We start from the raw sequence: 19,972 nt of genomic DNA on the forward strand, positions 1-19,972 counted from the left end.
CCACGCGGGTGGCCCCCTACTGCTTTCGCAAGACCTGCGATGGGGAATCGGCGCGGGCGAGCGCACAGGCACGGCGATAATCGGTCGCCGTCGTGTTGAAGTGCCGGCGAAACAGGTGCGCCAGGTAGTCGCGGTTACCGAGCCCGCAGCGGCGCGCGATGGAGTCGATCGGTAGCGCGGTGCGTTCCAGCATCCGGCACGCGTTGGCCAGCCGGACTTGCGTCAGATAGGCGGTGGGCGACATGCCGGTTATCTGCTTGAAATTGCGCAGCAGGGTGCGCTCGCTCATGGCGACGAGGCCGGCGGCCTGTCGCACCGTCACCGGGTGGGCAAAGTTGCACGCCATCCACTCGGCGACGTGCCGAATCTTCATCGGCATTGGCCATTCGTTCAGCGGCGCGCGGATCGTTGCGGATTCATCCTGGGTACCTGCGTTTGCGACGCTGTCGCTCGGCGCATGAAATGACATCGTGTTGTTACGCCGAAGCGATTCGCCATTCATGTCATTTTTATCTCCGCAGTTGCAGATCGGGCAGGTAAAGGGGCGAATATCCGGGTTGAATGGCAGCAAGCGTGGTGTCCTGTCGTTGGAGAGCGGATATTGTCGATGCCGATTCGGACAGATGGTGTCCTGATGCGGGACACCATGCTCGCCATCTGCCGATTCGTCGTGACGCCTGTCGTAATGTTTCGGATTCCATATTTGGTCGATGCGGATCGACGCAAGCCGGGTAGCAGCTTGCGCCGTCCGACTATCGATTCCCGGCGTGAGACGCAACCATCGCATCGAGTCGCGTAGCGATCAGCGCGAGCAAATCCCGCCGCACCGTGATTCGTCCGTCGGGCAGACGCGCGGCGGACGCATGCAGGGAACGGCCGAGCGTGTCGAGCGCCGACGGGATGTCGAGCGCGCCCGCGATGGCCCAGTGGCCCGAGCGCTTCCGGGGAAGCTCGCGTGCGTCACCGGCGAACAGCGCGATTTCGGTGCGGGCGTGATCGAGCGACCGGTTCAGTGCACCGTTTGCGCCGATACAGTTCCAGCAGAATCCATCGGACCGACGCGCAGCCTGTTTGACGACGTGCACCACGATGTCGGCGCCGGCGGCAGCACGATCGCGAGCGATGCGCCAATCCAGTTGCATAGGCTTCGACCTTGGTCCGGTGAGCCATGCTTGTGCGTCGCGTTCGTCGATTCCCCACAACCGCAACGCAATGCGAAGTGCCGTCCGGTCGCCGTGCACGGTGCGCGCTTTCGATGCGTTGTCGAGGTTCGGGTTACCGATGGGTCGGGTCATGGGTGGGATTCGCAAGTGAAGGGATGCCGATGGTGTGCCTCCATCGGGTCAAAATCTGTCCCGTTCCGTACGGAAGTGCAGATCTCGTGTTGTCGAGCGGGACCACACGAATTATTTTGGGGCGCCGCTATTGCCGGCCGGATCTCGGGACGTCATTTGTCCCGATGCGCGGCTAGCGTAGCGAACCGACTGATCGACGCAGCCGGATACTCCGCTCGCAATCGAGCGGAGTCGACCGCGAGAGGTACGTCGATCTGGTCGGCAGGTTCTCTCCGAACAAAAGGTCGGAGAGGTTGCGTGGCGCACGATTTTCCGTGGAAAGCGGCGCCGCGCCCGTGCCATCGTTTCAGTTTCGGCGCTGTCGCAATGGCACGCCGTCTGACCAAATCGATGCGCGCACAACTTCATTCGAGGTTTGAACATGACCCATTACCCGTCACCGCTCGAAAGTCTTGCGGCGTTTGCCATTGCGTTCGCCGCCGGCGTGTTGTCGACGGCCGCGCTCTCCAAATACATCGACAAGGTGGCGGCTGATGCACGGCGGGCGGACACGGAAGGCCGTTGAGCATGCCGTCGGGCAACGGCATGCCGGGGGGGCGTGTGTGTTGGCGGCTTCGCCCGAATCTCCGATGTCTGGACGGATCTCCGAGCGTAGGGGGGCATTCAAGAAATCGGGTCGGGTGCCGTTAACCAGAGAGGTTCCATTTTCAACGCCCGGATTGATCGCTATGCCAGACCTCGATCGCGACATCATGCGCCTGTTGCCGGATGCCGGCACTCAGGCCGATTACGTGACCACGCCAGACCTGTATGTGCGCATGCAGGAGACCGTACCCGACATTCCGTCGATCAAGACCGTGCTGCGTCGTCTCGCCGAACTCGAAGCGCGCGGGCTGGTCGAGACCGACCGGCGCGGCACGGCATCGGTATGGCGGCGCAAGGCCGGCGCGAGCGGGATGGCCGCGAAGGCCGGGTCGATCATGAGCTTCGACGAGGCGCTCGCGCTGCAGACGCTACGGCGCTTTTCGTCGCGGCAAATTCCGGGACTCGTGGCCGATTCGATTTCCGCGTTGTTTCAGATCGCCGAAACGCGGCTGCAGCGGCCGGTCAGCGAATCCGAGCGCAAGTACGCCCGCTGGACGACCAAGGTCGCGGTCGAGAGCGGTGGCTTCTCGCTGCACTATCCGGCCATCGATCGCAAGATTTTTGCGGCGGTGTCGCGCGCGCTGTTCGAAGAGCGCAAATTGAGGATCGTTTACCGGCCGCGCCACAACGCGGACAACGAGAAGTCGAAGGTCGTGCTGCCGCTCGGCCTCGTCGAAGTCGGCGGTCTCGTCTATATGGTGGGGGGCACGGAAGGCCGGCCGGAACCGACGCTGTACCGGATGGACCGGCTCTGGCGCGCCGAGGCGATGCTCGAATCGTTCGACTATCCCGCGTCGTTTTCGCTCGAAGTCTACGTCAAGCAGCAGCGCCGCTTCGACTTCATGGTCGACAAGGAGGTGGCGCTTTCGCTCAAGTTCGTCAACCAGGCCGGCGACCATCTGCTGGAGGCGCCGCTGTCGCTCGACCAGACGACGCGTCGCGCCGGCGATGCGCTGTTCGTGCAGGGCACCGCGATGCTGAGCCAGCGGCTGCGCTGGTGGCTGCGATCGTTCGGCCCGAACATCGAGGTGCTGGGTCCGGCGAGCCTGCGCGCCGAACTGGCGGCCGAGGCACGTGCGCTCGCGCAGATCTACGGCGAATAGCGGGCGACGCATGCCACCGATCTTTCCGAGTGGCTGGGACGCGCTTCCCGTCAGTGGCGCGGCACAGCGCGAAATCGAGACGCTCGAGACGTTGCGCACCAGCCTGCCGGACAGCTACACCGTCTACCACGGCGTGCACTGGACTCAGCTCGACAAGGGTTTTGCCATTTTCGGCGAGGCTGATTTCGTGATCGTGGGGCCGTCGGGCCGTGTGCTGGTGATCGAGCAAAAATCCGGCATGCTCGAAGAAACCCCCGACGGACTGACCAAGGTGTACGGGACGACCCGCAAGAGCGTGCGGTCGCAGTTGGCCCGGACGATCGCTGGAATGCACGGCCGTTTTTATGCGGCGTTCGGCGCGACGCGGTATCGGCCGCGAGGGCCGCGATCCGGGGGCGAGCCGGGCAACGGCACGGTTTCGGAACATGGGATGCCCTGATCCGGGATCGTGCTGATGATCGCGACGGCGTGCCTGATCGACCTGCGGAGCGAGCACAGGGTATCGCTCGATCTGAAAGCAAATCGGAAGCTCGTGCTCGACATGTTTCATCCGTCGCGGCAATCGCATCGATGCCTTGAGTTTCATCATCCACCGCGCTACATTGCCGCTCGCAGCATTCCGCACGGACTCCTGCGCATCCTGTAATTCGTACGTAAGGAACCCCCGATGGGGCAACAGGCGGAAGGCAACGACGACATTCCCGGCAGCCCCGCCGGCCGCGATGCACTCGCGCCGGTCGCAGGCGCCGCCGCGTTGCTGGTCGCCGCGCTCGGCACGCTGGGCGCGGTCGACGTCCTGCCTGCCGACCTGCGCTGGTGCGCGCCGCTTGCCAGCGCGTGGTGCAACGTACTCGTCGTCGCGATCGGCGTGCTGCTCGCGGGCCGCGCACGCCGCCATCCTCCGGAAGGATCGGCCGTCACGCTGATCGGCGATTGGCTGCGCCATGCATTCAGCCGCAAGCACGAGCCGGAGCATGACGACAATCCGTGGCCGGCGATCGCCGCCGCGATCGACTGGCGGCCCTGGGCCGTTGCCGGCGGCGGGGTGCTCTCCGTCGCGCTCGCCGCGCTCGCGTGGCAGCCGCCGTCTCCCGCGTTGCTGGTTCGCGCGATGGCAGCGCCCGAACCCACGCTTGCGGCCGGCGCCGCATGCCTCGTCCTCGCCTTCCTCACACTCGTCGCCGAACGCCATCATGCGGCGGCCGCCAGCCGTTCGGCGGTGTCCGCGTCACTCACGCGGGTGCTGCGCGTGGCGCTCGTCACCGCGCTCTCGGGTGTGCTGGCCGCCGCGTGGTTCGCGTTCCGGCACCGCACGGCCGACAGGCTCGTGCAGGCGGCCGCGCTGCTCAATGCGGCCGTCGCCGCCGAACTGGCCTTGCGCGGCGTGCTGTCGTGGTTTGCGGTGCCGCGCGGCGCCGTCGTGCCGACCAGCGCGATCGCCGGGCTGCTGAGCCGGCGCCCGTCGCCGTTCGCGTCGCTCGGCGCGGAACTGCGCCATCGTTACGGCATCGACCTGCGGCAGAGCTGGGGCTGGCGCAGCTTCGTACGGTTGCTGCCCGGCGCGCTTGCGGCCACCGTCGCGTGTGCATGGCTGCTCACCGCCGTCGTCGTGCTGAACCCGGAGCAGCGCGCGGTCTATGAACGGTTCGGCGCGCCGGTCGCGGTCTGGCAGCCGGGGCTGCACGTCGGTTTGCCCTGGCCGTTCGGGCGCGCGCGCATCGTCGACAACGGCGCGGTGCACCAGGTCGCGATCGCGGGCAGTGCGAACGACGGCAGCGCCGATACGACGCCCGTGCCGGCCGACGGCCCGACGCCCGAACGCCTCGACCGCTTGTGGGATGTGCCGCATCCATGGGAAACCACCCAGGTGATCGCGGGCGCGAACGGCGACCGCCAGAACTTCCAGATCGTCAACGCGGACGTGCGGGTCGACTACCGGCTCGGCCTGACCGATGCCGACGCGCGCGCGGCGCTCTATCGCACGATCGACCCGGAAAGCACGGTGCGTACGAGCGCCAATCGCGAACTCGTGCATTACCTCGCGTCGCATACGCTCGAATCGCTGCTCGAAACCAATCAGGCCGCGATGGCCGATCAGTTGAAGCACGCGATCCAGCAGCAGCTCGACCGGCTGCAAAGCGGTGTCGACGTGATCGCGGTCGTGATCGAGAGCGTGCATCCGCCGACCGGTGCGGCGGCCGCCTTCCACGACGTGCAGGCCGCGCAGATCCGCGCGCAGGGCAGTGTCGCGCAGGCACGCGGCTTCGCGGCCGGCCTGCTCGGCAATGCGCAGCAGCAGGCGCTCGAACGGGTCGCGCATGCCGAAGCGCAGGCCGGCGACACGGTGTCGTCGGCGCGTGTGCAGCAGATCGATTTCGACGCCGACCTGGTCGCATACCGGCTCGGCGGCCCCGCGTTTCCGTTCGAGTATTACCTCGACCGGCTGCAACGCGGCCTGCGCAATGCGCGCATGACGATCATCGACGACCGGCTTGCCGACGGCACGCGGGCGACCGTCGATCTTCGCAATACTCCCGCCGGCGATCTGGCCGGCATCCATTGACATGTCGCGGCGTCATCCGCGCGGGCGGCGCAACACGGCGGCAGGCCGTGCCGCCGCACCGCACGCGGACGACGCCGCACCCGGGGCGACAACGTGAGTCTGTTTCATTCGCACGCGCATGACCATGCGCACCACGGCCATGGCCACGGCCACCCTCATCACGCGCACCACGGTGCGCCGCAGCCGCCCGGCGCGTTTCGCCTGCGCGTGGCCGTCGCGGTGCTGTGCGTGCTCGTCGCGCTCGCGGTCGCGAGCTTCGTGCAGGTGCGTGCCGGCGAGGCGTCGGTGGTCACGCGCTTCGGGCGGCCCGTGCGGGTGTTGCTCGAACCCGGGCTCGCGTGGCGCCTGCCTGCGCCGATCGATGCGGTGACGCCCGTCGACCTGCGCCTGCACACCACGTCGAGCGGCCTGCAGGACGTCGGCACCCGCGACGGGCTGCGCATCATCGTCGAGGCGTACGTCGCATGGCGCGTGCCGGCCGATGCGCGCGACATCGGGCGCTTCATGCGCGCGGTCGGCAACGAGCCGGACGAAGCGGCGCGGCAGATCCGCTCGCTCGTCGGCTCCGCGCTGCAGACGACGTCCGCCGGGTACGATCTCGCGTCGCTCGTGAACACCGATCCGGCCCAGGTGAAGATCGGCGAATTCGAAGATGCACTGCGCCGGCAGATCGACGCGCAGCTCTATGCGGCGTACGGCGTGCGCGTCGCCCAGGTGGGGCTCGAACGGCTCACGCTGCCGGCCGTCACGCTCGCCGCGACGGTCGACCGAATGAGCGCCGAACGCGAGACCGTGGCCGCGCAGCGTACCGCCGACGGCAATCGCGAGGCCGCACAGATCCGCTCGGACGCCGAGCGCGACGCGCGCATCGCGCTGGCCGATGCGAACGTGAAGGCGGCCGGCATCGAAGCGCAATCGCGCAAGGACGCGGCCGACATCTACGGCAAGAGCTATGCGGGCAACCCGCACCTGTACACGATGCTGCGTTCGCTCGACACGCTGAACGCGGTGGTCGGCACCAATACGAACCTGATCCTGCGCACCGACGCCGCACCGTTCCGCGTGCTCGTGCAGGGCCCCGCCGACACGGCGGCGCAGGCACCGCCGGCGCCGAAGGCGCACAGGGCCGCGCGATGAGCGAGCCGTCCGCACCGCCGCTCGGGCCGGGCGCGCAGGCCGTGCGCCTGTCGTTCTGGTTCGTCGCCGCGCTCGCGGTGCTCGCCGCATGCGCGTGGGCCGGCTCGAACATCCGGCGGATTCCGGCGGACAGCCGCGCGGTCGTGATGCGTTTCGGCGTGCTCGTGCGCACCCAGGATGCCGGACTCGTGATCGCATGGCCGCAGCCGTTCGAATCGGTCCTGCTCGTGCCGGGCGCCGCGCGCGTGCTCGAGCAGCGGATCCGCTCGCTCGACCGCGATCCGCGCGCGCTTGCGCTGCCCGCGCAGGGCGTCGCGCGGCTACCCGATGCGCTCGCCGGTTCCGGCTACGTGCTGACCGGCGACGGCGGCGCGGTCGCGTTGAGCGCGGTGCTCTACTACCGGGTCAGCGATCCGTACGCGTACGTGCTGCAGCGGGACCGTCTCGACGCGGCGCTCGAACGGATCGTGTCCGCGTCGGCCGTCGAGGTCGCGGCGGCCCGCGATCTCGACGCGATCCTGGTCGCGCGCCCCGAGCAACTGGCCGCCGACCGGCAGATGGCCGCGCGTCGCGAACGGTTGCGCGGCGATCTCGCCGATGCGATCGCGCGGCACCTGCGCGCCCTCGACGCGGCGCACGCGGGGCTCGGCGTCGAAGTCGCGCGCGTCGACGTGCAGCCCGCGTTTCCGGGTGCGGCCGCCGATGCGTTCAACGCGGTGCTGACGTCGCTGCAGGTCGCCGAGCGGACCATCGCGCAAGCCCGGACCGCCGCCGAACAGCGGCGCCAGGATGCGCAGCAGGACGCCGATCGCATCGTCCAGGACGCGCAGGCCCACGCGGCCGAGCGCGTCGCGACCGCGCAGACCGACACGCTGGAAATCCGGCAGCTCGACGCGACGCTCCGCGAGAACGGCGATCCGGGGCTGCTGGCGCGGCTGTATCGTGATCGCGCGCAGCGCGTGCTGTCGAAAGCCGGGCGCGTGACGACGATCGATCCGAACGACACCTCCAACCTGATCCTGCCCGGAAACGCCCGATGAATTCGCTCGCCGAACCGGCCACCCAGTCGGACGCCGCGCCTGCCGGAGCGACGGCCTACGCGCTGTCCACCGACGAACGCCGCACGATCACGCGGCAGATCGCGCTGGCGCTGCTCGCGGGCGGCCTGCTCGTGCTGTCGTTCGCATGGCGCATGCTGTCGGCCGGCGGCGACACGCTCGCGCAACTGCTCGCCGCGCTCGCGTCGCTGATCGTCGCGGGGCCCGTGTTTGCGAGTGCGTGGCACAGCCTGCGCGCGCCGAGCCTGCACGGCGTGACCGACCGCCTGATCGCGCTCGCGATGCTGGCCGCGTGGGCGATCGGCGACATGACGACGGCCGCGCTGCTGCCGATCGTGATGACCTTCGGCCATGCACTGGAAGAGCGCAGCGTGCTCGGCTCGCAGGAGGCGATCCGCGCGCTCGGCCGGCTGACGGCAGGCCGCGTGCGACGTATCGGCACCGACGGCAGTGTGGTCGAAGTCGCGTATGACGCGCTGCGTGCGGGCGATCGCATCGAAGTGGTGGCCGGCGCGCGCATTCCGGTCGACGGCGTGGTGGTGGCGGGTACGTCGAGCGTCGACAACGGGCCGATCACCGGCGAATCCGTGCCGCACGACGTCGATGCGGGCAGCACCGTGTACGGCGGCGCATTGAATCTCGATGGCGTGCTGCGCATCGACGTCACGCACACCGGCAAGGATTCGACGCTCGGCAAGATCATTGCGCTGATGCAGCATGCGGAACAGGCGAAACCGCCCGTCACGCAGGTGCTCGAGCGGCACATGGGCGCGTATCTCGCGCTCGTCCTGCTGATCGCGGCGATCGTCTGGTTCACGTCCGCGAATGCGTCGGCGATGCTCGCGGTCATCGTTGCCGCGTGCCCGTGCGCACTGGTGCTCGCCGCGCCGTCCACGGCCATTGCCGGGATCGCGGTCGGCGCGCGGCACGGCATCCTGTTTCGTAATGCCGCATTTCTCGACAAGATCGCCGAGGTCGATTCGCTCGTCATCGACAAGACGGGCACGCTCACCCGCGGGGAATTGCAGGTCCGGCAGGTGTGGCTGCAGCCCGGCGTCGACGGTGCGCAGGCGCGTGCGCTGGCCGCGCGTCTCGGCGCAAGCAGCGCGCATCCGGCGAGCCGCGCGCTCGTTCGCGATGCCGCCGCGTCCGGCCTGGCCAGCGCTGCCGTTGCGCCGTTCGAGCGCACGCGGGAATTGCGCGGGCTCGGCGTCGTCGCCGACACGCCGGACGGCACGGCGGCACTCGGCCGGCCCGCGCTGCTCGCCGACCATGCCGGTGACCTGCCGTCACCCCCCGAGGGATTCGACGGGCCGATCGTCGGCCTCGTGCTCGACGGGCGGCTGCTCGCGTGGTTCGGTTTCGCGGATACCTTGCGGCCCGATGCAGGCGACGCGCTAGCCGAACTGCGGACGCTGGGCCTTGCGCGGCAGACCCTGTTGACCGGTGACCTCGAGCGCGTGGCCAGCAAGGTCGCGGCCGACACGGGCATCGAGACGGTGGTCGCGCAGGCACTGCCGCACGACAAGCTCGATTACGTGATGCGCGAGATTGGCGCGGGCCTGCATCCGCTCGTCGTCGGCGACGGGCTGAACGACGTGCTGGCGATCAAGGCCGGCTCGACGAGCATCGCGATGGGCGAGCGCGGCGTCGACATCGCGATCGCGTCGGCCGACGTCGTGCTGCTGGGCGACGATCTGCGCCGGATTCCGACCTGCATCCGCCTCGGCCGCCAATGCCGGCGCACGGCGACGACCAATGCGGCGATCGGCCTCGCGTGGACGCTCGCGGTGATCGCGCTCGCCGCGACCGGGATGCTCGGCGCGGTGTGGGCGGCGATCCTGCACAACGTCGGCACGTTCATCGTGATCGCGAACGCGGGGCGGCTGCTGCGGATCGACGAGGACGTTCACGGCGCGTGAGCGGTGGAGGGGGCACGTCGTCCCCTGCGCGGCCATCACTGAAAGTGATGCACATACCGCAGCACCATCCGCGTGCCTTGCGGCCGGTTCCGCGCATAGGTCTCGAAGTACGCGTTGAACATCAGATGATCCTGCTGCGAGAAGCTGACCATCGCCCCCGGGCCGATCGCGAACACGGCCTCGCGCGTGCCCGGCACGTCCTGCCCGTTTTCCTTCATGTCGGTGGTCTGGCGCAGCCAGTAGCCGTTGAGCCCGAGCCGCAGGCCGGGGCGCACTTCGTACTCGGTCGCGAAGTTCGCGTGGATCGCCTGGCCGGCCTGCGTCGACGTCACGTCCGGCCCGAGCGACGCGGCCGGCTGGTGGTTGGTCGCGTTCCACAGATAATGCAGCCGCCACGACACGGTCCACTTGGGCGTGAGCCACAGCGTCGCTGCCCAGTACGGATCGAACGACCAGACATGGCTGCCGGGATTGATCGCGCGCGACGGGTCGTACGCGCCGGTCGGCGCGATGAACTGGAACTCCACGCGCTGCGCGAAGCGCGGGCCTTGCGCGCCCATCACCGGGTCGAACTGGATGAACGGGCCGATCAGCAGGTCGCCGAAGCCGGCGCGCGCATTCAGCGCGACGTTGCCGATCCCGTCGTCGGTTCGCGCGGACGCGATCCACGGCAGGATCACGTCGAGGCCGGGATGCATGCCCGCGTACGTCAGCGGCGACTGATAGACGAGCTGGCTCAGCCCCGCGAACAGGTCGATGTCCTGCTTCGGCAGCCCGATCTTGTTGCCCGCATTGTCGTTGACGCGGCCGGTCGTGTAGTACTGCAGGTACTGGGTGCCATACCAGCCGGAGCCGGCCGGCGGCATCCCGTCGAGGAAGCTGGTCATGCCGAGGTTGACCGCCGGCAGGTCGGCTGCGCCTGCCGGCACGCCTGCGGCCATGCCGGCGATCGTGAGGCCTGCGACGACGAGCACGCGAGAGCCGAATTTCATGTTCACCACCTCCTGTTTATTTATTGGTATAACTAATCAAACGACACGAAAAAGATCGGGATGATCGGCGATCGCGCGATACTGGCCGGCGTGGAACACGAGCGGCGCTTTTCCGAACGTGTCGAACTGTTCGATCCGGCCGATGAAGAGCAGGTGATCGCCGCCTTCGTAATGGCCGACGTTGCGACACACGAAGCGCGCGCTTGCACCGTCGAGGCAGGGCACGCCGCCGGTTTCCGAATCCACGTGAAGCACGCCGTCGAACTTGTCGGCGCTGGGCGTCGCGAAGCGGCGCGACAGCTCGATCTGGTCGTGCGCGAGGATGTTGATCGCGAAATGGGTGGCCGCGACGAAATCCGGGCGGCTCGGCGCGACCTTGCGCAGGCTCCACAGCACGAGCGGCGGATCGAGCGACAGCGACGAGAACGAATTGGCGGTGAGGCCCACCTTGCGTCCGTCGGCCGCGCACGTGGTGATCACGGTCACGCCGGTCGGGAATTGCCCGAACGCGGCGCGCAACTGCAGCGAGTCAAGGGCCGGGCGATCGGTAGCGGTCGTTTCCATCCCGGTTACTCCGTGCGTGCGCTGTGTTCGCGGATCATCGCCGCGCAGGCCGACGGCTCGAACCACCACGGCGAGAAGCGGCGCGGATCGTCGAAGCCGTCGACGATCGCCGCGGCGAGCGTCGGCAACTGGCCGGCCGCGCCGAGCAGCTCGAGGATGTGCGGCGGTGGCGGCGTGAGCAGCGAGTTGGTCCAGCGCACGACGTGCTGCGCATACGCCCAGTAACCTTCGAACGTCTGCTGCATCCAGTCTTCGCCGAACGGTGCGGCGTCGCGCGCGACGATCGCATCGAAATACGCTTTCGCGCATTTCGCGGCGTTGTTCGATCCCTGCCCGGTGATCGGATCGTTGACGACCACCGCGTCGGCCATTCCGAATATCGTGCGGCCCGACGGCAACCGGAAGAACGGCTTGCGCACCGTCGGCGCGAAGCGCCCGGCCAGCGTGCCGTTCGGATCGGTGAGCTCGACGTCGCGGCAGCGTTCGAATTCCCACGGCACGTACTGCTGCAGAAACGACAGGCTGCGGTCCAGATGCTGCTCGGGCGTCTTCACGTCGGCCCAGCAGTCGAGCGGGCCGCCCGGAATGCCTTCGAACACCATGATTTCGCACGGGCCTGTCGTGGTCAGCGCGGGGAACACGAAGTACTCGCCGATGCCCGGCAGCAGGTTGAAGCGCACGCGCGAATACGGCTGGCTCGGCGTCATCCCTTTCACGTAGGTCAGGGCCAGCGCGCGTTGCGGGCGGTCGAACGCGCTGCGTGCGTCGTCGCGGCCGAGCAGGTTGACGATCTCGCCCTTGCCGGCCGCGAGCAGCACGAGGTCGTGGCTGCGCGTCAGTTCCTCGAGTTCGGGCACGCCGACGTCGGCAATGCGCACGTCCGCGCCCCGGTGCTTCACGCCGTCGAGCCAGTCGGCCATCTTCACGCGCTGGTCGACCGACTGCGCGTAGCGGGTCAGCCGCGACGACCAGTCGATCACCTTGCGGCCGTTGCCGTCCGGATGCGGCACCGCGATGCCGATCCCTTCGACGGACGGACACGCTTCCTCCCAGGCGTTCAGGCCGAGGTCGCGCTCGATCTGCAACGACGTGTGGAACATGCACTGGCTCGACATGACCTTGCCGTTGCGGATCTGTTCGGCGTCGCGGTTGGTCGCGAGCGTGACGTGGTAGCCCTGGTCGAGCAGGGCGAAGGCGAGTTGCAGGCCGGACTGGCCGGCGCCGACGATGGCGATGCGTCTCATGGGTATGTCCTTGGTTGGCCGGATGCCGGCCGGAATCGAATTGATTGCGGGAAGCGGCGGTGAGGAACGGTCACTCCGCGAGACGCGGAATGGCCGGCGACGCCTGTTCGGGGCCCATCGCGGAATAGCCGCCATCCACCGCGTAGTCGGCGCCCGTCACGAAGCTCGCCGCGTCGCTGCACAGGAACGTCACGACCTGCGCGACCTCCGACGGATCGCCGACCCGGCCGAGCAGGTGAAACGGCGCGGCGACGCGGTCGGTTTTCGCGCGATCGCCGTGCGTCAGCTCGTCCATCACGCGCGACCACGTCCAGCCCGGCGACACCGAGTTGACGCGAATGCGGTCGGGCGCGAGATCCATCGCCATGCTGCGCGTGAGCTGGCGGATCGCCGCCTTCGACGTGGGGTACAGCCAGCGGCCGGTTTGCGCGCACTGGGCCGAGATCGAGCTGAAGTTCACGATCGCGCCGCCGCCGCGCCGGACCAGGTGCGGATGCACGGCCTTGGCGAGCATCGCCGCCGACACGACGTTGACGTCCATCGCGGCGAGCCAGTCGTTGCGGGTCGCCTGGATCCCGTTGTCGACGTAGCTGCACGCGAGATTGACGAGCACGTCGATCGCGCCGAACCGCTCGACGATGGCCGCGACGGCATGCTCGATCGCGCGATCGTCGGTGATGTCGAGCGCGACGAACATCGCCCGTTCGCCGAGCGCATCGGCCACGCGCGCGCCGTTCCCGGCATCGAGATCGAGGATCGCGACGCACGCACCGGCGCGGCTCAGGTCCTGCGCGACCGCGGCGCCGATCAGCGTGGCGCCGCCGGTGACGATCGCGACTTTGCCAGCAAGGGCAGTCATGGGGTGTCTCCGGAAATCGTGGGGTGAGGGAAGGGGCGCGTCAATGCGCACCCGCCGATGGTTCGCTGTCCTGCCAACGGCGCATCAGGCCGTTCGACGGCACGGTTTCGTCGAGCAGCTTGCGGGCCGTTTCGACACCCGCGACCGGCAGGCCGGCCGGATCGAGCAGGCCGATCTGCACGAGCACGCTGGCCTGGTCCCAGTAGATGTGCTCGTGATAGAGCTTGTCGCCGCGAAACTTGACGATCGCGACGAGCGGAATCTCGACGCGCTTGCCGGTCGGCGCGACGCCCGGCAGCATCCAGTCGATCTCGGTGGTGTGCGTGAAGCAGAACAGCAGCTCGTCGACGATCTGGCTCGCGCCGACCGTGCGCGAGATCGGCGTGATCGTCGTGTCCGGCGGATTCGCATGCACGAAATGATGCGTGTAGAAGCGCTTGAGCTCGTCATGGCCAACGCCGCCCGTCAGCGTCGGAACATGGTTGACGTACGGTTCGGCAACCATCGTCGCCATCGTGGCATCGACGTTGCGCGTGTCGAATTCGTGTTTCAGATGCGCTTCCCACAATGTGGACAGATCGTAGTGCGGGCCGAGCGCGGCACGGAACGCGGCGATCGCGCGCTGATGGGCCATGATCGCGGCGGCCTTGTCGAAATGATCGGCGCCAGCGCGCGCGAACGCGTGATCGACACCGGGATACACATACACTTCGACGCCGTCGCGCCCGGCCAGCGCGTCGGCAATGCGCTGCTGCGCGTCGGGCGGACAGAAGCGGTCCTGCCCCGCGATCTGCAGTACGAGCCGGCCGTGCAGGTGCGACGCCTCGTCGAGCGCCTGCTCGATGCCCACGCCGTAGTAGCTGACCGCCGCGGCCACGCCCGGCAGCCGGCATGCGGCGAGATACGCGAGCTTGCCGCCGAGGCAGTAACCGAGCACGCCGGCTTCGCCCGTGCATTCCGGCAACTGCGTGAGCACCGCGAGCGCGGCGCCGATGTCCTCGACGCCCTTGTTCTCGTCGTATTCCTGATAAAGGGCCATCGCGCGCTCCATGTCGGCGGCCGTGTAACCGAGTTCGATCGCCGGCGCCTGGCGCCAGAACAGGTCGGGCACGAGCACCGTATAGCCTTCCTCCGCGTAGTAGTCGGCCGCTTCCCGCATCGTCGCGTTCGCGCCGAAGATCTCGTGGCACAGCACGATGCCGGGCCCCTTGCCGGCGGCCGGCGTGCTCAGGTACGCGCGAAACGTGCCGCCGTCCGGCGACGGAATCTCGATGTGACGTCCTTGCATGTGTCCCTCCATTCCAGTTTTTTGCTGCGACGGGCCCAGTATTGGCGGACGAAATGGGCACTTCTATCCGCTTTCTTCGGCCGGTATCCGCGAATTCCGGAAACCTGGGAAACCGGCCGCCGCGCGTGGGCGGGCGCGCGGCTGACTGCGGGTATGTGCGGATGCGGAACGCCCGCACAGTTTTCTACGATGCGCGAACGGTCCGCTTCTTGCGTTGTTTGCGCGGGACTTGCGTGCTTTGGCGGCCGGACTGTCCGGATACTCCGGGCGCTATCCGGATCGTGCGGCGAATGCCCCCATACCGGGAACGCATGCACGACGCGAGTGCAACCGAGCATGACGGGAGATCATCGATGGCGCAATTTTCCGGAACGGGCTGGCTGCCGGATACGGCCTGTTTCAATCACGACAACCTGCTGCTGCAGTCGAACGACGTCGACGAGGTGCGCGCACGCGTCGCCGACGTCTTCAAGCCGCACCGGCTCACGCCGACCGGCGAATCGCGCGCGCTGCACAGCTGCATGCATCACGCGCGCTGGGGCAACCTGTCGTTGAACCTGCTCGATTATGGCGGCGGCGTCAGCATCGAGCCCGGGCCGCTCGAGCACTTCTTCCTGTTGCAGATCCCGCTGCGCGGCGACGCGGAGATCGAGTGCGGCTCCGCACGTTTCGTGTCGTCGCCGGGCACCGCGTCGCTGATCTCGCCGACGCTGTCGCTGAAGATGCGCTGGGGCGACGCGTGCCCGCAAGTCATCCTGCGCATCGAGCGCGAAGTGATGGAGCGCCACGCGCAGCGGCATTTCGGCGACGACCGGCGCGCGCCGGTCGAATTCGAGCCGGAATTCAGCCTGTCGTCGTCACAGGGAACGTGTCTCGCGCAGATGCTGCCGATCCTTGCCGGCGCGATCGCGACGGACGCGCATCCGCTGCGTCACCCGCTCGCGTTCGAGCAGCTCGAATCGACGCTGCTCAACCTGCTGCTGCACGGCCACCCGAACAGCGCGCGCAACGGCACGCGGCATCTGCCGGTGGCGATTGCGCCGTTTTACGTGCGGCGCGTCGAGGACTACATCCGCGCGCATCTCGACGAGCCGCTGACGATCGAACGGCTCGCCGAACTCGCCGGCGTCAGCCCGAGCACGCTGTTCGCCGGCTTCCGCCATTGCCACGGGATCACGCCGATGGGCTTCGTGCGGCAGTTGCGGCTGCAACATGTGCGCGACGAACTGCTGGCCGATGCGGCGCCGGGGCACGCGTCGGTGACGGACATCGCGATGAAATGGGGTTTCGCGCACCTCGGGCGGTTCGCGATCGAGTACAAGCGGGCGTTCGGCGAGTCGCCGTCGGCGACGCTCAGGATGCGGCGCGGGCGGGGTTGACGACCCACGCTGTAGCCCGCGCGTGGATCGTCGACGGCAGCGGCGCACCCCGGACCGCCGTCACGTCGACGCCGAGCCGCCATTCACCGAACGGGCGGCGCGGCGCAATGATCGCCGGCAGGCGGCTATCGCGAAAGCGCGCGTAGCAGGGCTCGACCCGGCTCGGTTCATTGCGCAACGTCCACGGGAACAGTTCCTGCCTGACCGGCGTGATGGCCGTGAAGCTTGCGGGGTTCTCCACCGCATCGACGACGAGATTCGCGAGGCGGCGATCGCGCCGTCGTTTTCCCGGTAGAGATCGATGTGGCGCCGCTGTACGAGCTCCGCCGCAAACACGAGCGGAAGCGGTGCGAACGTGTGGCAGTGCAACCCGCGGCCGCTCCAATGGCGCCCGCAGTCTGGCGTCCCCGTCTTTCATCCCCCTTGCCTTGCCTGGCGAAAGCCGCTCGGACCGATGCCGAACCGGCTTCGCTTTTCACGCACCGAACGCCGGCGCATCTTTTTTGAGACTGCGCCACATTCGCCCGGTATCATCGCTGCGCTAGTGAACGACGCCGTTGGCCGGCGCATGCCGACTCGCGCGCAACCAGCATCCCAAGCATGACAACACAGGGCGGACGCCGGCGGTGCGTCGCGCCGCGATCGGGCCGATTCGGCCACCAGCACGACGGAGCATGGAACGATGGTAACGGGGACGGGTGCGGCACGACGCGCGAGGGCGGTCGCTGCCGGGAGCGCGTGGGTCATGGCGGCGGCAGGCGGCGCACACGCGCAGGCATCGGGGCGGCCACCACGCCGCCGGCCGGCGCGGCGGCGGCCGTGCTGCCGGCGATCGACGTGACGGGGAAGGGCAACCGCGCGTCGAGCGGGCTCGTCGGGCTGCGCACCACGGCCGGCACGAAGACCGACACGCCGGTGGCCGAGATTCCGCAGACGATCAATCTCGTGACCGCGCAGCAGATCGAGATGACCGGCGCGACCGACCTGAACCAGGCGCTGCGCTACGTGCCGGGATTTGCCACGTTCGGCGCCGACAGCCGCACCGACTGGTATGCGGCGCTGCGCGGTTTCACGCCGACGCTGTATGTCGACGGCGTGGCCGCGCCGAATACGGCCGTCATCGCGAACTGGCGCGTCGACCCGTACACGATCGACTCGATCGCCGTGCTGCGCGGGCCGACGTCGGTGCTGTACGGCGCGGGCGAACCCGGCGCGATCGTCGATGCGCACACGAAGCTTGCCGACGGCGAGCGCGTCCGCGAAGCCGGCGTGCAGCTCGGCAACGACGCGCGCAAGCAGTTCATGCTCGACGTCGGCGATGCGCTCGATCCGGACGGCCGCTATGCGTACCGCTTCGTCGGCGTGGCGCGCGACGGCAACGCGGTCACCGGCCCGAACGGCGACCGGCGCGTCGCGCTGGCGCCGTCGTTCCGATGGCGGCCGAACGCCGATACGTCGCTGACGCTCTCGGCGACCTTCCTGCAGGACAGCAGCGACATTTCGTCGAACTTCCTGCCCGCGTCGGGCACGGTGCTGCCGAACCCGAACGGCCGGCTGTCGCAGGACATCTACATGGGCACCCCCGGGTTCAACGACTACCGGAAGAAGCAGTGGTCGCTCGGCTATGCGCTGGAGCACCGCGTGAATGCGATCTGGTCGCTGCACCAGGACGTGCGCTGGTCGCACCTGTCGCTCGACGACGCGACGGTGTTCGGTATCGGCTTCGTGCCCCGCAGCACCACCACCATGATGCGTTATGCGGGGCTGTTCCAGCTCAACTACAGCCGGTTCGACATCGACAACCACGCGCAGGCGCGCTTCGGCACGGGGCCGCTCGAACATACGCTGCTGCTCGGCGCGCAATATGACCGGCAGACGACGACCAACAGCGTGTGGCTCGCGCTGGCGCCGTCGCTCAACCTGTATCACCCCGTCTACCGTCCCGTCACGGACGCGATTTTCTCCGGCCCGACGTCGCTCGGCCACGTCGACCAGTACACGGCGATGAACGTGTTCGGCGTGTATGCGCAGGACCAGATCCGCTGGAAGCGCTGGACGCTGACGCTCGGCGGCCGCGAGGATTTCGTGAATGCGCGGTTCGACAACCGGACGGCCGGCACGCAGGCGCAGCAGGACGTCAGTGCGTTCTCCGGGCGCGTCGGGCTCACCTATCAGGGCGACGCCGGGCTGTCGCCGTACGTGAGCTATTCGACGTCGTTCGATCCCGTCATCGGCGTCAGGATGTATGGCGGCGGCATGCCCAAGCCGACGCGCGGCAAGCAGACGGAAGCCGGGCTGCGCTGGCAGCCGCCCGGCAGGAACCTGCTGCTGAGTGCGGCCGTCTACCAGATCGACCAGACCAACGTCGCGACGCCGACACCGGTGAGTCTCGACCCGACCGGCACGACGTCCGTGCAGACCGGCAAGGTGCGCTCGCGCGGGATCGAGCTGAGCGCGGTCGGCAAGGTCACCCGCGAGTTGTCGGTCGTCGCGTCGTATGTGTATCAGGACGTCAAGAACGTGCAGGCGAACGACGCGTCGTTGAACAACTGGCCGGTGGCCGTGCCGCTGCCGCGGCAGATGGCGTCGATGTGGGCCGACTGGACCTGGCGTACGGGCGCGCTGTCCGGCCTCGGGATCGGCGGCGGCGTGCGCTACCAGAGCGCGTCGGCCGGCGCGCCCGACAACTCGTTGACCGTGCCGAGCGTGACGTTGTACGACCTGGCGCTGCACTACGAGATGCCGCACTGGCGGTTCGCGCTGAATGTGGCGAACCTGTTCGACCGGCGCTATGTCAGCGGCTGCACGTCGTATACCGTCTGCGTGTTCGGCAACGAGCGGACCGTGCTGGCCACCGCGAAATACAACTGGTAATCGCGAACGCGCGGAACGGCCCTACGCGTCGCGTTGCGGCTCCCGGCGCGCGGCGCGTTCGCCGGCGTGGCGCTGGCGCCGCCACTCGGTCGGCGTGAGGCCGAAACGCTCGCGGAATGCGGTCGCGAAATTCGCCGGTGTGGAAAAACCGATTTCCTTCGCGATGCTGGCGATGCTGAGCGACGTCGAATCCAGCAGGTCCTGCGCGATCCGCAGCCGCTCTTGGCGCAGATACTCGAACACCGTCTGGCCGAGATTGTCGCGAAACGCGCGTGACAGCCGTTTTTCATGTGTGCCGACCGCGCGGGCCAGTTGCTCCACCGTCGGCGGATCGTTCAGCGTTCGTGCCAGGTGGCGGATGGCCGCGCGCACGATGATGTCGTCGTCCTTGCCGGCCGCGAACGGGCTGTCCGCGTCGACGGGCCGCTCGCGCTTCTCCCGCGCGAGCTGTACGCGAATCCGCGCGAGCACTTCGGCGGGCTCGAACGGCTTCACCACGTAGTCGACGCAGCCGATGTCGAACCCCTCGAGGCGCTCGTGCAAGGCGCCGGCCACGGTCAGGAAGATCACAGGAATCGCGCACGTCAGCGGATCGGCGGCAAGCAGCCGGCACGCGGTGAAGCCGTCCATGCGCGGCATGCGGACATCCATCAGGATCAGGTCGGGCATCAGCGCCTGCGCACGCTGGCACGCCTGCAGCCCGTCGGATGCAATGCTGATCCGGCACCCCGTGCCGCGCAGGATGTCGATCAGCAAGCGAAGCTGGTCGGGCTGATCGTCGACGATCAGGATATGGGCGCCGCCCAATGCGGAGGTCGATGGATGCATCGTGCACCTGTTCTGGAATGGCTGCTGGCTGCGTTCCTGCGGGTGGCCGGCCCGGTTCGGATCAATCGTCGGAAGCTGCTCCACGGCGACGTACAAGCGTATCGATAGTCGGATTTCGCCCGACGACACGACGGACAACCGGTCGGCGTAATGCCCGGCATGGCGGGTTTTGATCACTGACCCGGCAAAGGCGCCGAGCGTTGTCGTCGTCGCGCGCTGAA

Annotated in this window: 18 protein-coding genes and 1 pseudogene; 10 read left to right on the forward strand and 9 right to left on the reverse strand. The window is 68.3% G+C overall.

Annotation, left to right across the window (positions count from 1 at the left end):
- Positions 1–16: 16 nt before the first annotated feature.
- Both LXE91_RS34890 and LXE91_RS34895 read right to left on the reverse strand, forming a co-directional pair.
- Positions 17–571: a helix-turn-helix domain-containing protein gene (locus LXE91_RS34890; protein ID WP_158077518.1), complete on the reverse strand. Its 555-nt coding sequence runs from the start codon at positions 569–571 to the stop codon at positions 17–19.
- A gap of 181 nt (positions 572–752) precedes the next feature.
- Positions 753–1,295 (reverse strand): hypothetical protein, encoded by a 543-nt coding sequence (locus LXE91_RS34895; RefSeq protein WP_039355517.1) that lies wholly within the window; start codon positions 1,293–1,295, stop codon positions 753–755.
- Between the two features lie 421 nt (positions 1,296–1,716).
- Between LXE91_RS34895 and LXE91_RS34900 the strand changes: the two genes are divergently transcribed.
- From LXE91_RS34900 to LXE91_RS34935, 8 genes are all read left to right on the forward strand, one after another.
- Positions 1,717–1,860 carry a hypothetical protein gene (locus LXE91_RS34900; RefSeq protein ID WP_172625608.1) on the forward strand — a complete coding sequence of 48 codons (144 nt, stop codon included), beginning with the start codon at positions 1,717–1,719 and terminating at the stop codon, positions 1,858–1,860.
- 163 nt (positions 1,861–2,023) lie between these two features.
- A complete protein-coding gene (locus LXE91_RS34905) occupies positions 2,024–3,043 on the forward strand; it encodes a helix-turn-helix transcriptional regulator (RefSeq protein ID WP_039355519.1) in 1,020 nt (339 codons plus the stop codon).
- Positions 3,044–3,053: 10 nt separating this feature from the next.
- A complete protein-coding gene (locus tag LXE91_RS34910; protein ID WP_039355521.1) occupies positions 3,054–3,482 on the forward strand; it encodes a nuclease-related domain-containing protein in 429 nt (142 codons plus the stop codon).
- A 9-nt stretch (positions 3,483–3,491) separates the two neighbouring features.
- The gene (locus LXE91_RS34915) at positions 3,492–3,689 is read left to right on the forward strand and encodes a hypothetical protein (RefSeq protein WP_039355523.1); all 198 of its coding nucleotides are present in this window, start codon (positions 3,492–3,494) and stop codon (positions 3,687–3,689) included.
- 21 nt (positions 3,690–3,710) lie between these two features.
- On the forward strand, positions 3,711–5,606 hold the full coding sequence (gene hflK / locus LXE91_RS34920) for a protease modulator HflK (RefSeq protein ID WP_039355525.1): 1,896 nt from the start codon (positions 3,711–3,713) through the stop codon (positions 5,604–5,606).
- A gap of 93 nt (positions 5,607–5,699) precedes the next feature.
- Positions 5,700–6,743: a protease modulator HflC gene (gene hflC, locus LXE91_RS34925; protein WP_039355528.1), complete on the forward strand. Its 1,044-nt coding sequence runs from the start codon at positions 5,700–5,702 to the stop codon at positions 6,741–6,743.
- The gene (locus LXE91_RS34930; RefSeq protein WP_039355530.1) at positions 6,740–7,783 is read left to right on the forward strand and encodes an SPFH domain-containing protein; all 1,044 of its coding nucleotides are present in this window, start codon (positions 6,740–6,742) and stop codon (positions 7,781–7,783) included. The genes hflC and LXE91_RS34930 overlap by 4 nt, the downstream gene beginning before the upstream one ends.
- Complete coding sequence (locus tag LXE91_RS34935; RefSeq protein WP_082139468.1) at positions 7,780–9,723, forward strand: heavy metal translocating P-type ATPase; 1,944 nt, start codon at positions 7,780–7,782, stop codon at positions 9,721–9,723. Before LXE91_RS34930 ends, LXE91_RS34935 begins: the two co-directional genes overlap by 4 nt.
- Positions 9,724–9,758: 35 nt before the next feature.
- Here the strand turns inward: LXE91_RS34935 and LXE91_RS34940 are convergent, their stop codons facing one another.
- The 5 genes from LXE91_RS34940 to LXE91_RS34960 form a co-directional block, all read right to left on the reverse strand.
- Positions 9,759–10,715, reverse strand: coding sequence for a SphA family protein (locus LXE91_RS34940; protein ID WP_039355532.1), 957 nt, complete (start codon positions 10,713–10,715; stop codon positions 9,759–9,761).
- A gap of 36 nt (positions 10,716–10,751) precedes the next feature.
- A complete protein-coding gene (locus LXE91_RS34945; protein WP_039355536.1) occupies positions 10,752–11,279 on the reverse strand; it encodes a flavin reductase family protein in 528 nt (175 codons plus the stop codon).
- A gap of 5 nt (positions 11,280–11,284) precedes the next feature.
- Positions 11,285–12,523 (reverse strand): styrene monooxygenase/indole monooxygenase family protein, encoded by a 1,239-nt coding sequence (locus LXE91_RS34950; RefSeq protein WP_039355539.1) that lies wholly within the window; start codon positions 12,521–12,523, stop codon positions 11,285–11,287.
- Between the two features lie 70 nt (positions 12,524–12,593).
- Positions 12,594–13,382: an SDR family oxidoreductase gene (locus LXE91_RS34955; RefSeq protein ID WP_039355541.1), complete on the reverse strand. Its 789-nt coding sequence runs from the start codon at positions 13,380–13,382 to the stop codon at positions 12,594–12,596.
- A gap of 40 nt (positions 13,383–13,422) precedes the next feature.
- Entirely contained in the window at positions 13,423–14,670 is a 1,248-nt protein-coding gene (locus tag LXE91_RS34960) for a dienelactone hydrolase family protein (RefSeq protein ID WP_039355542.1), read from the reverse strand.
- A gap of 353 nt (positions 14,671–15,023) precedes the next feature.
- Here LXE91_RS34960 and LXE91_RS34965 point away from each other — a divergent pair, with 353 nt between their 5' ends.
- Complete coding sequence (locus tag LXE91_RS34965) at positions 15,024–16,049, forward strand: AraC family transcriptional regulator (RefSeq protein WP_039355544.1); 1,026 nt, start codon at positions 15,024–15,026, stop codon at positions 16,047–16,049.
- On the opposite strand, the gene LXE91_RS34970 is transcribed toward LXE91_RS34965, so the two are convergent.
- Positions 16,024–16,290: a hypothetical protein gene (locus LXE91_RS34970; RefSeq protein WP_223274491.1), complete on the reverse strand. Its 267-nt coding sequence runs from the start codon at positions 16,288–16,290 to the stop codon at positions 16,024–16,026. The two genes, LXE91_RS34965 and LXE91_RS34970, sit on opposite strands and share 26 nt — an antisense overlap.
- A gap of 441 nt (positions 16,291–16,731) precedes the next feature.
- Here LXE91_RS34970 and LXE91_RS34975 point away from each other — a divergent pair.
- Positions 16,732–18,923: pseudogene (locus LXE91_RS34975) on the forward strand (TonB-dependent siderophore receptor).
- 21 nt (positions 18,924–18,944) lie between these two features.
- Here LXE91_RS34975 and LXE91_RS34980 read toward each other — a convergent pair.
- Positions 18,945–19,751 (reverse strand): response regulator transcription factor, encoded by an 807-nt coding sequence (locus LXE91_RS34980; protein WP_039355578.1) that lies wholly within the window; start codon positions 19,749–19,751, stop codon positions 18,945–18,947.
- Positions 19,752–19,972 lie beyond the last annotated feature (221 nt).

Source organism: Burkholderia contaminans (genome assembly GCF_029633825.1).
Classification (GTDB): Bacteria; Pseudomonadota; Gammaproteobacteria; order Burkholderiales; family Burkholderiaceae; genus Burkholderia; species Burkholderia contaminans.